The sequence below is a fragment of the Metabacillus sp. KUDC1714 genome (genome assembly GCF_014217835.1).
Lineage (GTDB): Bacteria > Bacillota > Bacilli > Bacillales > Bacillaceae > Metabacillus > Metabacillus rhizosphaerae.
Window position 1 is genome coordinate 263,337 of record NZ_CP055263.1, and the last position, 16,188, is coordinate 279,524.

Below are 16,188 nucleotides of genomic sequence, written 5' to 3' on the forward strand. Positions count from 1 at the left end.
CTGGATGTAGAAGCGCTTATCCACAGTTCAAAAATTCTATAATTTACTTAACAATAAAAAAAGCCCCAAGTATCTTGGAGCGTTTAACAAAACCTATTCTATTTATGCTCTTCAATTTGATCTAATTGTTTTTTATATTTCAAGGATGTTTTAAAACAAACAAAAGCACTGATTAAACATAAGATTGTCGTGATCATAAGAACGTTATCGTAAATTTCTGCTTTACCTTGATCAGGTAATGTAACTCCAATATATAAAAACACACTTACAGCTAATAAAATAAATGCATATTGCTTAAAATCAATGATAAGTGCTTGTAGTTTCTTTTTATTCATATCATACCCCACCTACCTGATGTGTTATATGTTCACCTTAACATAGTCTATGAGACTATTAACCATGTAAATTTCACCAAGTGGGTGGCTATTGGGTTGTAAAATATTTCATCCTTGACATATGTATAAATTAAGCAGTCTGACCCCTTTCGGGAGTCAGACCTAATGAGCTTGCTTCCAAACTAAATCTCTACCTTATATCGCTTCAACCATTTTCAACACTAAATCTGCTGAATGCTTAGCAGCCTGTTCTAGAAACTGATCAAATGATACATTTGATTCTTTACCAGCTATATCTGATAAGGCCCTAATTACAACAAACGAAACATTAAATTGATGACAAACTTGAGCGATAGCAGCTGCCTCCATTTCCCCTGCGTGAAGATCTTTAAATTTACTTCGGATAAATTCAACTTTAACTGGATCATTTAAGAAAGAGTCTCCTGTCACAATTAAACCTTTTGCTACTTGGATGTCACTAATTTCTTCCGCCTTTTTCACGGCCACATCAACAAGCATTTCGTTAGGTATATATGCTGCTGGCAATCCAGGAACTTGTCCGTATTCATAGCCAAAAGCTGTAACATCAACATCGTTATGTCTAACCTCTGTTGAAATAACAACATCACCTACGTTTAAAGATGGATGGAATCCTCCTGCAGAGCCCGTGTTGATTACATAATCTGGTTTGTATCGATCTAAAAGCAAAGTTGTGCTCATAGCTGCATTTACTTTACCAATACCAGACTTTAATAAAATAACCTCAACACCTTTATAGATCCCCTTTGTAAATTCACTACCAGCAATCACGTCTTGCTCTTGATTTTCTAACTTATCTCTAAGTATTGTTACTTCTTCTTCCATTGCTCCAATTATTGCAATTTTCATTATTTCAATTCCTTTCCATTATGTATCAACATTTCGACCAATTAGTCATCCATTTGTATATTTGCTCAGTACATTATTTTATTAATAAATTTGTAGTAAGCCTCCAAATAGAAGTGTACATATTTCATGCATCTAAATCAAGGTTCGTCTGATCTTTGGTGGAAGTATTCAATGATTTTTTTTAATCTTCACCATCTAGTATTTTTCATTCCTGTTCATCCACTTCAATATTTGTTAAAATTTATTCATAATCTATGTACGATCGAGGTGGAATAATGGATTTTCAATTAGATATTATTAAAGATAAAATTGAAATATTTGAAGCTACTACAATTAATGAGCTTGAAAAAAAAATTAATGAGCAAATTGTTCATAACCAAGCAATCTTATTGGCTGTTCATTCTGTCTCCCATCAAATGTATGTTTCAGAAGAAGGCAAAAGATTTTACAGTGCTGTTGTTCATTTTAAAGCTACATAAAACAAGCAATATGTAATTGGTGTGCTTAAACAAAAATAAAAGCAGTGGCATTGTGCCGCTGCTTTTATTTCGTTTGACTTTAGTTCTCAATTTATTTTTTCAATTTTAGTTGGTTTCCAACCTTCGTTTTCAACCCATGTAATATATACTTTGTATTTTGCTGATTTATCTTTTGGTGAGATGGTTCCAACTGCATCATTGGGTGATCCATTGTTTCCAAGAAACCAAATTATCATTTCCGATTCAGGGATTCCTGCTGCATAACTAAGTGCTTTTGTCATTTCAGCCCAGTCCTGTGATCCTTTTTCATAATTAGCTGAATGAGGCTCTGATTGAGAAGTACCAACAGGTCCCCAACCTGGGTTTTCAATTGTTTCTTCAACACCTGATCCTGGATCTCCTTCAGTAATTGTTGCTTGTTCGAATGGATCTTCAGTTACTTCTTCATCAGTTTTATCTTCAGAATCTGCTTTTCCATCACTATTTTCATCTAGCTCTTCATTTGATTTATTACTATTTTCTTCTTCTTTTTCTTTATCCTTTATTGCTTCTTCATTGCTCTCTTCTTCGTTTGCGAGCTTTATATCAGGTTGTTCATTGTATTTTGCCGTTTTTTCAGAATCACTACCTCCAAAAATGAGCTGAGATCCAATAACAAGAATAAGTAATGCAACTATTCCTATTAAAGTATTTAATACTACGTTGGTTTTTCTACGCTTATCTCTTTTTTCATATCGAGAGTTTACATGATTACTCAATGCCCTACACTCCTTTTTCCCTCATACCTTCTGTCTTATTCTAGCACTAGAACGTTTTTCTATCTAGTTGTTTTATCTTTTTAACATTTGTAACATATTCATTACTGGATATTTAGAATCACAAATTGTACATGTTTTGACTTTTTTGCAAAAATGAATTAAAGGCTGTTCACCCTTTTTTATTGATTGTTCTCTAGTTATCCCTACTATTTCTTTACGTGATTACTCTTATCTTTAACATAGGTCTTATTGCTTGTTTAACTTGGATAAATCAGCAACTATATCATAAAATGATGCATTAGTCCCAGCTTCCGCACTAGTTGTATCCATCTCCACGACTACAAGAGCATATTTTGGATTACTTGATGGAAAATAGCCTGCAAACCATTTATTGTATAACGTTTGGCCTTGTTCATTTTTTTTACCTGTTTGAGCGGTTCCTGATTTACCTGATACCTCATAAGGAGAAGTTTGAAACCTTCTTCCAGTTCCTTCAGGGTCTGTTACAACTAAACGAAGTTGTTTTTGAAGTTTTGATGCTGTTAAGGGTGATATTTTTTCCTCTTCTAATAAATTAGACGTAAAAGAAAACATATTAGTTCCATTTTTATATAATATATTTTCTACGATTTTGATCTGTTCTTTATGACCGCCTCGGGCAATTGTTGCCATCATGTTAGCAACTCCCAGTGGCGTAACCTTAACATCCTTTTGTCCAATCGCAGTTTGATCTATCGCTCTTTGGACCTTTTTATCCTTTTCATCTCCCCAAATTTTTCCTGATCTCTCATCTGGAAGTTGTTTGAAATTTTGATAATGAAAAACTTTACCACTCCAGCCAACGGGTCCTAGTAAACCTAACTTTTCAGCAGTATTCTCAATTACATTGTTATCCTTCTCAATTAACTCTTCTGCTAAAGTCGTAAAGGTGTAATTACAACTTTTTGCAAAACTCCTTGCTAGTGTAAGCATTCCATCATCCTGTCCGCCATCACTTTCTCCATAAAGGTTCAGATTGCAATTAAACTCCCTTGTTGCATCATCTAAACCATATTCAATAGCACCGGCTAAAATGACTGTTTTAAATATCGAGCCCGGAAAAAGAGGTTGAACCATATGATTTGTAAGGGTAACACCGGCAGAGCGATCTAATTCAGGCTTGCTAACCATTGCTAATATCTCATTTGTCTCAACATCTAGCAAAACAAGTCCTCCGTTATCGACCTTTTGTTTTTCTAACACCTCTTCAGCAATTCCCTGAATATCTTTATCTATTGTAGTTTTAACAGTAACAGGATAAAATGGATTAGAGTCTGCGATATATTTAACATTTACTCCAAAGAGAGGGTTCCCATCCCCATCAACATGATAAAGTAGCTTCGTTTCTTCATCAGGTAAAAGAAATTCATCAAACGCTTTCTCGAGACCTGTTAGTCCGATTTGTGTTTTATAGGATAAATCCTCTCGATCAGGATATTTTGTTCGTAATACCTCTGCATTCTCTCCTGTAATTCCAATTATATGTTCACCAATTGTTTCTTCAATAGGAGACTGTCGATAAATACCAAATACTCCGGGGATCTCAAGTTTATTAATTTTTTCAAGATCAATATTTGATAAGTTTACATTGTCTTTACTCGAAAGAACAAGCGGTTCCGTTGAATCTTGTAAACGACTTTTTAGTTCATAACTTGAAACATTTACTAAATCTGAAAGCTCTTCTACAGGCCAAGTAATATCTTTTAAAAATGGAAATAAAACGAGTGATGGCTCAACTTTATTACGAAGAGATTCACCATTCTTGTCTACAAAACGTCCACGACCATCATCAATGACAACCTCTTGTGTTCTTTGATTAACACTTTCCTGAACTAGATTTACTCCCTTTTTTGAAAACGATTCTGTATGAATCAATTGTATATCAGCTAATCGATAAAGGATAAAAAATAAAGCCATAAGAAAAAAGGTTCCGACAATAATAAATCTTTTTCTTGAAATCATTCAAACCTCCTGATAAAAAACTCTGCTCTTTATGGGTTTAAGAAAAAATTTTATAAAAAAACACCTCGTCTTCATTTTCGACGAGGTGTTCGTTATATAAACCTTTTTTTAACTAATTTTCACAATTTTCACAAGCATTTCTCCACCAGGAGTTTGAACTGTTACTTCATCATCCACTTTTTTGCCAATTAGACTTTTAGCAATTGGTGAGTCATTTGAAATCTTGCCTTCAAAAGGATCTGCTTCCGCACTACCAACGATTGTATATGTTTCTTCATCACCATTAGGAAGCTCAGTAAACGTAACTGTTCTGCCTAGTGAAACAGAGCTAGTATCAGCTTCACCTTCGATAATTCTTGCGTTTCGAATCATATTTTCTAGTGTTGTAACACGACCTTCAACAAATGCTTGTTCCTCTTTAGCAGAATCATACTCTGAGTTCTCTGATAGATCACCAAAGCTACGTGCAATTTTAATTCTTTCGACAACCTCTTTACGTTTAACCGTTTTCAAATATTCAAGCTCTTGTTCAAGCTTATCTTTACCTTCTCTTGTCATTGGAAAAACTTTTTCTTGTGCCATGTTTGTTCCACTCCTTCTAGTAGACTGTTCCCCGTCGTTTTTGTTCTTTTTCTGTTGAAATTACTTATTTTGTGATAAGAGATCAAAAATACGTATGTATAAGCCCGAGACTATATGCCTCAAGATGAAAGATGTAAGCATTAAAAGACATACTTTCATTTTCATATGTTGTGATCACTGATAAGAAAATACTTTTAGTTGAACAGGCAAGAATCAGGTGAGTATTAAAAAAGCAAGGGCAAGATTATGCCCTTTACTTTATATAAAAAACAATGCCTAAAGAAAAAATATTAATTCTTATACATAATATGATCACAGTACTCTTTATCTATGCTATGTTATTACAAAATTGCATTTAGTTCAAGAATTGTTTGAATTTTTGTTACCATCAAATCAATCGCAACGTGATTTTGTCCACCCTCAGGAATAATAATATCTGCATATCGTTTAGTCGGTTCAATAAATTGATTATGCATTGGTCTTACAACGGAAATGTACTGTTCAATAACAGAATCAATTGAACGACCACGTTCTTTTATGTCCCTCATTATTCGACGGATGATTCTAAGATCTGCATCTGTATCTACAAAAAGCTTAATATCCATTAAATCACGTAAACGCTCGTCTTCTAGGATTAATATGCCTTCTAGAATAATAACATCCTTCGGTTCAACAACTATAACATCTTCTGATCTTGTATGCAATTTGTAATCATACACAGGTTTTTCAATTGATTGATGATTTAGTAATGTTTTTAAGTGATCGATTAATAAATCATTATCAAATGCTAAAGGATGATCATAGTTTGTATTTAATCTTTGTTCAAATGGTAGATCACTTTGATCTTTATAATAATAATCTTGTTCTAGCATTAAAATCGAATGACCTTTAAACTGATCATAAATTGATTTTGTAACACTTGTTTTACCTGAACCAGAACCTCCAGCCACTCCGATTACAACGGGCTTCTTACTCATTTAATCAGAACCCCTTTCGCATCATATTGTTCCTAAAGACTGGTTTATCTACTCTAAATTTCACAATCTGTAAAGGATGGCGAGCAGCATCAAGCTCTTTTCCTTTTTCATCCCAAATTTTCTCAATCGTTTGTGTAAAGTTTTCAATATCCGGACCAAAGAATTCAACTGTATTTCCTGGTTTAAAGTGATTTCGTTGCTGTAAAGTAACCATTTGTGTTTCTTGATCATAATCTAATACAAGGCCTACAAAGTCATAGGCTGTTTTCGTACTGTGATTACCAAACATTTGCTGCTTGTAACCTGGAATACCTTCAAAGAATGAAGAAGCTGTTTCACGGTTTGCACACTTATCTAATTCTTTTAACCATTCATGATCTATTTTGAAATGATCAGGATCTGCACAATAAGCATCAATCACTTTGCGATAAACACTTACAACTGTTGCAATATAGTGGATAGATTTCATTCTTCCTTCAATTTTCAAACTATCAATTCCAAGTTCTATCATTTTTGGGATTGATTCTATTAAATTTAAATCTTTAGGACTCATTGCAAATGGTGCATCATTAGCATCAAATAGAGCAACTTCATCATCGTTTTCTAGTTTGAATAAGTCGTAATCCCAGCGACAAGATTGACAACAGCCGCCTCGATTAGAATCTCGAGCCGTCATGTGATTACTCAATGTACAGCGACCAGAATACGCAATACACATTGCACCATGGATAAAGGCTTCAATTTCAATATCAACCTTTTCCTTCATTTCTCTGATCTCTTCAGCACCAGTTTCACGAGCTAAGACGACACGCTCTAAGCCTTCTTCCTTCCAAAATTGGACTGCCTTCCAGTTTGAAAGTGATTGTTGTGTACTTAAATGTACTTCTAAACTCGGAGCAACCCGTCTACAGGTTTCAATAATTAATGGATCGGCTACAATAATACCAGTCACTCCCGCATCCTGAATTCCCATTAAATATTCATCTAGTCCGTCCATATTTTCATTATGAGCAAAAATATTTGTTGTGACATAGATTTTCGCACCATATTTATTAGCAAATTGAACACCCTCAGCCATCTCTTCAAGGGAGAAATTATCAGCATTTGAACGTAGTCCATATTCTCGTCCACCAATAAAAACAGCATCTGCGCCATAATGGATCGCTATTTTAAGTTTTTCTAAGTTACCTGCTGGTGCTAGTAACTCAGGTTTTTTCGTGATTACACGCTTTCCATTTATAATGCTAGAGACTTTATCCTTTACTTCAGTCATTTTTATCACTCCCTTTTTAATGTGAGTTCAAAATCTTTTTGTACCTCTTAAGTTATTTTTAATAAACAGTCTCTTTAAAGAAAAACCCAGTATCTAATGGTCGATTTTTCGCTTGTAAATCTTCTATTTCAGCTAATAATTCATCTTTTATCTCTTCATACTCAGTATTATTAGATTCACATAGATCGATTGCTTTACGGTATTTCTTTGTCACTTCAATTACATACTCAGATGTTTGAAGAACCCCATCGATTTTAAAGGAATCTATACCAGCGTCAATCATTTCACTTAGCTCATCGATAATACACATATCATTTGGACTCATAATATGTGTCCCATTTGCGTCTTCAAAGATTGGGTATTTATTATCTCTTTCAGGATCGTATAAAAACATCATTTCTTTTTCAGCACGATTTTCTATTTTTAAAGCCTTACCTTGATATTCAAAGTAGTTACCTAATAAGCTACGTTTTGATTGGAACATACATGTCATTCCGTGAACTTGTACTTCAATTTCAACTTCTGCATGTTCCTTTGTTTCGATAATCGCATCCATACTTAACTCACGAGCAAGAACTGCACGTTTGGCACCTTTTCTTCCCCAATAGTTACAAGTATGCCAGTTTGTTGCTGTTGTTTCTGTATTCCAATGCAGCTTTAAATCGGGTGCAACTTCTCTTGCAACCATAAGTACTGCTGGATCACCGAAAACAACTGCATCAGCCTTTACTTCATTTAGAAAAGTCAAATACTCTTCTAATTCATCAATCAAATCATTATGGAAAATTGCATTCATAGCCACGTACACTTTTTTATGATGCTGATGGGCAATAGCAATCGCTTCTTTTACCTGCTCCTTTGAAAAATCACCGGCTAGTCGAAGACCAAATTTTTGTTCACCAATAACAAACGAATCTGCACCTGCTTCTATTAGGGGCATTATGTCCTCTACTTTTTTGGGTGTAACTAATAATTCAGGTTTGTGCATGTCAAACACCTCTTTTAAACTTCATTTTCGTTTTGATACTGCAATCCCATCTCCGACAGGAATGATTGTTGTTTCATACTTATCTAATGTAAACAACCAATGATTAAACTCATCAAGTTTTCTGACAAGTGTTCGTTGTCTTCTTGTTTTTAATTCTGAACGATCGCGAGCAACTGTTCCTTTGAATAGAACATTATCCGTATAAATAATTCCATTTGAAGAAAGCATTGGTTCATATAACTTGAAAAACTTTGTATATTTGGCCTTTGTCGCATCAATAAATAATGCATCAAATGGACCATACTTATTTATTTCCTCTGATAATAAAAGGGCATCACCATGTAGTGCTTGAATTCTTTCTTCAAGTCCCATTTCCTTAATATTGAGGTTTGCCTGATGAAAGCGCTCTTCGTCAAGCTCTATCGTAATAATTTCAGTATTGGGCAATTTTAAAGCCATTCGAATTGCGGAGTACCCAATTGCTGTACCAATCTCAACAATTTTTTTAGGCTGCTGCATAGAGAGAAGAAGTAATAACACTTCAATACCTGTTTTCTCCATTATTGGCACATTATTTTCCTTAGCGAAAACTTCTATTTGTTTTACATAATCTTGCGGATCAGGTATAAGATTCTCTATATATGTTAGTACTTCTTCTTTTAACATGATTGCCTCCTGCATTTCGTATAACTATAAGAAAAATGTCATTATTTTTTGATTATTATCTTGTATACCTAAAAATAAGAGCCTCATTAATGAGAACTCTTAGCCTATTTAATATAAAAGTTACAAAACCCCATAACAACTCGATATATTTTACCACAACAAGAAAGGGAAAGCGAATAAAAAATCACTCTCCCTATGTATCATTATTTGTTTGTAATATGTTTATCTTTTTCCTTATTGTGCTCATCGAGTGTTTTCGTGAAGATGACATCTCCTTCTTTTGTTGCTAAGAAATATAAGAAGTCTGTATCTTCAGGTGATAAAGCTGCAACAAAGGATATTTTACCCGCATTAGAGATTGGACCTGGTGGTAGACCTTTGTTTTGATAGGTATTATATGCCGAATCAACTTCAAGGTCTTTGTAAAGAACGCGGTCCTTATGTTCACCAAGAGCATATAAAACTGTTGGATCTGTCTGTAAAGGCATATCTTTTTCGATACGATTATAAAAAACACTTGAAATCTTTTCACGATCAGCCTTTTCAGTTGCTTCTTCCTCAATTAAGGAAGCCAATGTTACAAAACGATGTACACTCATCTTTTGTTCCTGTAGCTGTGGAATATATATTGCAACAACTTCACTCGTTTTTTTAATCATTGGCTCCAAAATTTCTTCAAGTGTTGGATCCTTTTTATAATAAGGGTAGGTTGCTGGAAACAAATATCCTTCAAGTGCGTATTTTACATTTTCTCCAAATATATCATCTGTAAGTAAGTCTGGATATTTTGCTCTCATCGACTCAATAAATTTTTTATCAGTTAGTTTTTGGATAATTTCTTCCTCACTAAATGATGCTTTATTTGAAATAATTGAGGCGATTTCTTTTAATTGTCTTCCTTCAGGTATCGTGATTTGAAACGCTACGTCATCCATAAGCTTTCCTTGCTTTAAGATTTCAATGATTTCAGTAAATGTCATCGCTCTATTTAATTTATAATTCCCAGCTTGGAAGCCAGATTCGTTCTTGAATTTAATGTAGTATTTAAATACACGGGCATCTTTAATAATATCATTTTCTTCTAAAATTCTTGATATTGTTGATACTGATGAGCCAATTGGAACGGTAACATCAATACCTTTCTGATCACTTGGATCAACTGGTTCTAATGAAGATTTAATATATAGATAACCGCCTCCGATAAGTCCTGAAAAGGCAATAATTAATACGATAAAAACAGTTAAGACAATTTTTCTTACTACCTTTGCCTCTTTTTGTTTTTCTAGTAGCTTTTTACGGAATATATCTTTTTTTGAATCAACTTCAGACATGCATATCCTCCTCTCGTCCCAATTATTATACTACAATGTTCTTTATGTTTCGGCAATTTTTTCACAAAAGGTAGAAAAGTACGAAAGAAAAAGGAGTTTAAAGGTAGAAAAAATTATAAACAATTATTTTTATTCTTTCTTTAGATGGGTTATAAAATCATACAATTGTTGGAAGCATTGCATGATATCGACATAAAATCTTATTAAAAGATGAAATTTCAGACATAAAAAAGAGGCTGACCTTTTGAGTCAACCTCTTGCAAAGCTTATTCTTCCTCTTCTTCATCAAGGAAAGTGTTTAACATTTCCTCAATTAAATCCCACTCTTCTTCTGTTTCGATTGGCTCAAGTTCTCCATCCTCACCATTAGCGTGTGGATTAAAGCTAGATGCGTGAATCTCGATTTCTTCGCTATCATCTTCCTCTGCCCCTAATGGGTAGTATAGAACGTATGATTTCTTAAATTCTTCTGATTCAAAGGTAAATAATACTTCGCAAAGTTGTTCGTTTCCGTTCTCATCAATAACTGTAATTTGTTTTTCGCCATGTTCCATGTTGGTTCACCTCATTATTATAATTAAATCTTAATTTAAGCTGTCTAAATAGCCTTGTAATATCATAACTGCTGCCATTTTATCAATGACTTGTTTTCGCTTTTTTCGACTGACATCAGCTGAAATGAGCATTCGTTCTGCCGCCATTGTTGTTAATCTTTCATCCCACAAAATAACAGGTAGTTTGAATTTTTTTGTTAGAATATCAGCAAACTTCTGACTCGCTTCTGCCCTTGGTCCAATAGAGCCATTCATATTTTTCGGCATTCCTAAAACGATTTTTTCTATTGAATACTCATTAATGATTTCAGTCAGTCTGGCAAAATTATAATCTCGATTTTCCTCATTAATTTTTATCGTTTCGATTCCTTGTGCGGTCCAGCCAAGTTCATCACTAACTGCAACGCCAAGTGTCTTCGTTCCTAAATCAAGTCCTATTATACGCATTTTAAGCCTCTCGATTTTTTGAATGAAGGTAAGGAAATGGAACCAGCTTTAATTTGTTAGCTTGTTCCATCCTTATTTGAATTTAGGCTTTAAGGTAAAGCTCCACTCACCTTCAATCTTAATTATGTTCGTTTGTGCAAGTAAGATTTGACTAGCTCCTCAATTAATTCATCACGTTCAAGCTTGCGAATTAAATTTCGAGCATCACGATGACGTGGAATATAGGCAGGATCACCAGAAAGCAAATAGCCAACGATTTGATTAATTGGATTATAGCCCTTTTCTTGCAATGCATCGTAAACAGTATAAAGGACCTCATTTACATTTGTTTCGACCGATTCATCAGAGAAATTAAATTTCATCGTTTTATCAAATGAACTCACTAATTCGCACCTCTTTCTAGAGAATCAAATAGAATCTTTTTGTCCCATCTTACTTACATTCTACACTACTTTGCCTAATTATAAAACGGATTCAACCCATTCTTCGACATATTTAAGCGCTTCTGTAAGGTTTTCAGGATTTTTAGCACCTGCTTGGGCCATCTCTGGACGACCGCCACCTTTCCCACCGCAACGTTCAGCAACTTCTTTTATTAGTTTACCTGCATGATAGCCCTGTGTAACTAAATCCTTCGTAACACCTGCTACAAGGTTAACTTTTCCATCTTCAACAGCTCCGAGAACTACAATAACTGATTCAAGTTTATTTTTCAAGTCGTCCATCATACCACGTAGGCTATTCATATCTTTTGCATTTACCTTTGTTGCAAGAACTGTTACACCATTAATCGTAATTGCCTTATCAACAATACTATTTGCTTCAAGATTACCTAGTTTAGCTGTTAATGATTCATTCTCACGTTGAATTGTACGATAATCAGTTAATAGACTATCTATTTTTGCCACAAGATCCTTAGGGTTAGCTTTTAAAAGTGATGCAGCTTCCTGGAACTTTTCAAGCTGTCCATTAATTAATTGATAAGCAGCTTTACCTGTTACTGCTTCGATACGTCTTGTCCCAGCACCGATTCCTGTCTCTGTCATGATTTTAAACAATCCAATTGATGCTGTGTTGTCAACATGGCAACCACCACAAAGTTCCAAACTATACTCACCAACTTGAACGACGCGGACAACATCTCCATATTTTTCTCCGAAGAGAGCCATGGCGCCCATTTCCTTCGCTTCTTTAAGTGATTTCAAATCAATCGTAACTGCAATACTCTTCCAAATTTGCTCATTTACAATTTGTTCAATACGAGCTAATTCATCCCCGCTTACTTGTCCAAAATGAGAGAAATCAAATCGAAGTCGATCAGCGGTTACCAATGATCCTGCTTGATTTACATGGGACCCGAGAACATCTTTTAATGCTTGATGCAATAAATGTGTGGCCGTATGATTTTTAACAATCGCACTCCGGTTGTTTTCAGTAACTTTCGCTGTAACAATGTCTCCAGCTTGGAGTGTTCCACTTTCTATGAAGACATTGTGAAGATTCTGTCCATTAGGTGCTTTTTGAACATCCTTCACCTTCACAAACACTTTATCACTTGATAGCACACCAGTGTCTGCAATCTGTCCACCGCTCTCAGCATAGAAAGGAGTTCTATTAAGAATAACTTGTATTTCTTCCCCTTCATTTGCTTCTTTTATTACTTCTCCATCTTTCACTAATACGAGAACTGAAGCATCTTCTACAGTTAATTGATTATAGCCAACAAATTCACTTGTATCTTTTATTTCGCCTAGCATTCCACCTTGAACCTGCATTGAATCTACCTTTTGAATTGCAGCACGAGCACGGTCACGTTGTCTTCCCATTTCTTGTTCAAAGCCGTTATGGTCAACCTTCATACCTTCCTCTTCCGCATATTCCTCTGTTAATTCAACAGGGAAACCATATGTATCATATAAACGGAAGACATCATTTCCTGGAATCACCTCATTGCCTTTGTCTTTTTGAACTTTAATGACTTCACTAAGTATTGCCAAGCCCTCATTTAAAGTTTCATGGAAGCGTTCTTCTTCATTTTTAATGACTTTTTGAATGAACTCTGTTTTTGTTTTTACTTCTGGATAAAAATCTACCATGATTTCCGCAACAACTGGTACAAGTTCATACATAAATGGACGATTAATGTTAATTTGCTTAGCATAGCGAACTGCCCTTCTTAACAATCTACGTAAAACATAACCACGGCCTTCATTAGATGGTAATGCCCCATCACTTATAGCAAAACTAACTGTACGAACATGATCAGCGATTACTTTAAAAGAAACATCTTTTTCATGATCCTGACGATAAACCTCATTTGAAATTTGTTCAGTCGCACGAATAATCGGTATGAACAGATCCGTATCAAAATTCGTTTGAACATTTTGAATAACGGAAACCATACGTTCAAGTCCCATACCTGTATCAATGTTTTTCTTAGGTAGTGGAGTATAAGTTCCATCTGGGTTATGGTTAAATTGAGAAAAGACTAGATTCCATACTTCTAAATATCGTTCGTTTTCACCGCCAGGATATAACTCTGGATCTTGTGGATCATTGCCATATGATTCACCTCGATCATAAAAGATCTCTGTATTAGGTCCACTTGGTCCTTCACCAATATCCCAGAAGTTTCCTTCCAACCGAATAATGCGTTCTTCTGGTACACCAATTTTATCCTTCCAAATATCAAAAGCTTCTTGATCTTCAGGATGAATCGTAACCGATAATTTTTCTGGATCAAAACCGATCCATTTCTCACTTGTTAAAAACTCCCATGCCCATTCAATTGCCTCTACTTTAAAATAGTCACCAATTGAAAAGTTACCAAGCATTTCGAAAAACGTATGATGTCTTGCTGTTTTACCAACGTTTTCAATATCATTTGTTCGAATTGATTTTTGTGCATTACAAATTCTAGGGTTCGCTGGTATCACGCGACCATCAAAATATTTTTTTAATGTCGCAACACCGCTATTGATCCAAAGCAATGTTGGGTCTTCATGTGGGACAAGTGATGCACTAGGTTCAACAGCATGTCCTTTTTCTTTAAAAAAATCTAAAAACATTTGTCGTACTTCAGCTGATTGTAAATTTCTCATATGTATCCTCCTTAAAATAACTATGTTGATTACTTTTTAAAATTTAGGCTCTTTTCTAAAAGATTGTTGTTTTTGAATAAAACTGATTAGGGTGATTGGTGCGGAAGGTGCGAGACTCCTGTGGGAGTAGCGGGACAGATGAGACCCCGCAGGCGCTTCGCGCTGAGGAGGCTCATCGCCCGCCCCACGGAAAGCGAGCATCCTGGAGCGCCAATCAACCAACCCAATACTATTTTAAAAGCAACAAAGTTTGCGAAAACAGCCAAAATTTAAAACACAAAAAACTCCCGTCTCTGTGTAAAGAATCTCCTCTTTTCACAGGGACGAGAGTTAACTCGCGGTACCACCCTGATTATGGACTCGATTTGCGCAACACGCCAAACTATTGGCGACAAAGCTAAGTATAAAAACTTAAACTTTGTGGTCAATCAAAAGTCCATCACCTTTATAAACCGTAACGTGGATTAAACGGCAGTTTTTTCTGCACTTAGGACTAGCTTTCTGTTGGTATCCTTTAGAATTTCTTTCAGCCAAGGGAAATTCCTCTCTAAAAAGGTGGTCACAACATACTTTGTTCCATCATTGATTTAGCTTTATTCTATCGTGAATTATAGACAAGCAAATAATAAAAGTCAATGGTTCCTTCTAAGTTGAACAAGATGTATAATAAGTTCCCTTAATATCACAACTATCGGAACAGCAAGCATTAAGCCTACTACGCCTCCAATTTCACCACCAGCGAGCAGTGCAAGCATGATGATGATCTCATGCATGTGAAGACTTCTCCCAACAATTAATGGCCCCAAGATGTTTCCCTCTATAAATTGTAGAATTAAAATAATCACAATGACAATTATGACACTTTTAGCTGACATAGTCGCTGCAATTATCAGTGCTGGAACCGCGCCAATTATTGGCCCAAAGTATGGAATAATATTCGTCACACCGATGAGCAACCCCAATATTAATGGATATTTCACTTTAAAAAACCATAGTGATAGAAAAGCAAGACTCCCGATTATTAAACAAACGAATAACTGCCCTCTAATGTAATTTCCTAGCGACCTGTCAAGATCTTTTAAAAACTGAATAGCTTCATTTCTCCATTTTCTTGGTGTCAAATACCATGCAGCTTTTTTAATCTGATCATAGTCTTTTAACATATAAAAAACTAAAAATGGAATGATCGCTATCAAAAGAATATAATCAAAAACACTTCTTAAACTGTTTATTAATTTCTCAATCGTTAACGCTAGCCATTCCTCTGTTTGTTGGAACATGTTATCAATACGCTCATGAATTCCATCTGGCCATTGATTGGTTTGATTTCGTATAGAATTTATCCAATTATTATATGTATCAGAAAACTGTGGGAAATTCTCCAATAGATCACGAAGTTGGTTGACCAGCACAGGCACACCGCGATAAAAGCCATATCCGATTACACCGAAAAATAGGAAATAGATAATTAGTATCGATATAGACCTTGGAACACCTGTCCGATGAAGTCTTTCAATTACAGGATGAAGTAAATACGTAATAAATCCACTTATAATAAAAGGAATAAAGATTGCTTTAAACATTAGAAAAAAAGGATCCCAAATGTTATGAAGTTTAAAAAACACATATATCGTTAATAAACCCAACAATAAAATCGTTATTCTTAACAACCATTTTATTTGACGGTCTCTCATGACTCTCACTCCTATGCCATATATTGTGGAGTGTGAAGTTATAATTTATGCATTAGAAAAGCTCAGTGCGCCTTGATCATCGCCGTACAAACTGGAGGAGCATCGACTGAGATA

General features: G+C 34.9%; 16 protein-coding genes. 1 reads left to right on the forward strand and 15 read right to left on the reverse strand.

Translation table 11 applies throughout. From position 1 onward, the window contains the following. Positions 1-98: 98 nt before the first annotated feature. Together HUW50_RS01355 and mtnN are read right to left on the reverse strand one after the other, a co-directional pair. Positions 99-335, reverse strand: a complete 237-nt coding sequence (locus tag HUW50_RS01355) for a YrhC family protein (protein ID WP_185653642.1) — start codon at positions 333-335, stop codon at positions 99-101. 195 nt (positions 336-530) lie between these two features. Further along, positions 531-1,223: a 5'-methylthioadenosine/S-adenosylhomocysteine nucleosidase gene (gene mtnN / locus HUW50_RS01360; RefSeq protein WP_066334569.1), complete on the reverse strand. Its 693-nt coding sequence runs from the start codon at positions 1,221-1,223 to the stop codon at positions 531-533. Positions 1,224-1,498: 275 nt separating this feature from the next. On the opposite strand from mtnN, the gene HUW50_RS01365 reads away from it, so the two are divergent. After that, positions 1,499-1,702 carry a DUF2536 family protein gene (locus HUW50_RS01365; protein ID WP_066334568.1) on the forward strand — a complete coding sequence of 68 codons (204 nt, stop codon included), beginning with the start codon at positions 1,499-1,501 and terminating at the stop codon, positions 1,700-1,702. Positions 1,703-1,788: 86 nt separating this feature from the next. Here HUW50_RS01365 and HUW50_RS01370 read toward each other — a convergent pair whose 3' ends face one another. From HUW50_RS01370 to HUW50_RS01430, 13 genes are all read right to left on the reverse strand, one after another. Further along, on the reverse strand, positions 1,789-2,460 hold the full coding sequence (locus tag HUW50_RS01370) for a YrrS family protein (RefSeq protein ID WP_066334566.1): 672 nt from the start codon (positions 2,458-2,460) through the stop codon (positions 1,789-1,791). Positions 2,461-2,706: 246 nt separating this feature from the next. Next, positions 2,707-4,461: a peptidoglycan D,D-transpeptidase FtsI family protein gene (locus HUW50_RS01375; protein ID WP_066334562.1), complete on the reverse strand. Its 1,755-nt coding sequence runs from the start codon at positions 4,459-4,461 to the stop codon at positions 2,707-2,709. Positions 4,462-4,569: 108 nt separating this feature from the next. Continuing rightward, the gene (gene greA, locus HUW50_RS01380) at positions 4,570-5,043 is read right to left on the reverse strand and encodes a transcription elongation factor GreA (RefSeq protein ID WP_066334559.1); all 474 of its coding nucleotides are present in this window, start codon (positions 5,041-5,043) and stop codon (positions 4,570-4,572) included. 341 nt (positions 5,044-5,384) lie between these two features. After that, positions 5,385-6,020, reverse strand: a complete 636-nt coding sequence (gene udk / locus HUW50_RS01385) for a uridine kinase (protein ID WP_066334556.1) — start codon at positions 6,018-6,020, stop codon at positions 5,385-5,387. Between the two features lie 4 nt (positions 6,021-6,024). Next, positions 6,025-7,293, reverse strand: coding sequence for a peptidase U32 family protein (locus HUW50_RS01390; protein ID WP_066334548.1), 1,269 nt, complete (start codon positions 7,291-7,293; stop codon positions 6,025-6,027). Between the two features lie 58 nt (positions 7,294-7,351). After that, complete coding sequence (locus tag HUW50_RS01395; RefSeq protein WP_066334540.1) at positions 7,352-8,281, reverse strand: peptidase U32 family protein; 930 nt, start codon at positions 8,279-8,281, stop codon at positions 7,352-7,354. A 21-nt stretch (positions 8,282-8,302) separates the two neighbouring features. Further along, positions 8,303-8,947 (reverse strand): O-methyltransferase, encoded by a 645-nt coding sequence (locus tag HUW50_RS01400; protein WP_066334537.1) that lies wholly within the window; start codon positions 8,945-8,947, stop codon positions 8,303-8,305. A gap of 203 nt (positions 8,948-9,150) precedes the next feature. Next, on the reverse strand, positions 9,151-10,278 hold the full coding sequence (mltG, locus tag HUW50_RS01405; protein ID WP_066334531.1) for an endolytic transglycosylase MltG: 1,128 nt from the start codon (positions 10,276-10,278) through the stop codon (positions 9,151-9,153). A gap of 266 nt (positions 10,279-10,544) precedes the next feature. Then, entirely contained in the window at positions 10,545-10,832 is a 288-nt protein-coding gene (locus HUW50_RS01410) for a DUF1292 domain-containing protein (protein ID WP_066334525.1), read from the reverse strand. Between the two features lie 30 nt (positions 10,833-10,862). Further along, complete coding sequence (ruvX, locus tag HUW50_RS01415) at positions 10,863-11,279, reverse strand: Holliday junction resolvase RuvX (protein WP_066334515.1); 417 nt, start codon at positions 11,277-11,279, stop codon at positions 10,863-10,865. A 122-nt stretch (positions 11,280-11,401) separates the two neighbouring features. Next, the gene (locus HUW50_RS01420) at positions 11,402-11,662 is read right to left on the reverse strand and encodes an IreB family regulatory phosphoprotein (protein WP_066334513.1); all 261 of its coding nucleotides are present in this window, start codon (positions 11,660-11,662) and stop codon (positions 11,402-11,404) included. A 78-nt stretch (positions 11,663-11,740) separates the two neighbouring features. Further along, positions 11,741-14,380: an alanine--tRNA ligase gene (alaS, locus tag HUW50_RS01425; RefSeq protein WP_066334511.1), complete on the reverse strand. Its 2,640-nt coding sequence runs from the start codon at positions 14,378-14,380 to the stop codon at positions 11,741-11,743. 632 nt (positions 14,381-15,012) lie between these two features. Beyond that, positions 15,013-16,074: an AI-2E family transporter gene (locus HUW50_RS01430; protein WP_066334509.1), complete on the reverse strand. Its 1,062-nt coding sequence runs from the start codon at positions 16,072-16,074 to the stop codon at positions 15,013-15,015. Between the last annotated feature and the right edge of the window lie 114 nt (positions 16,075-16,188).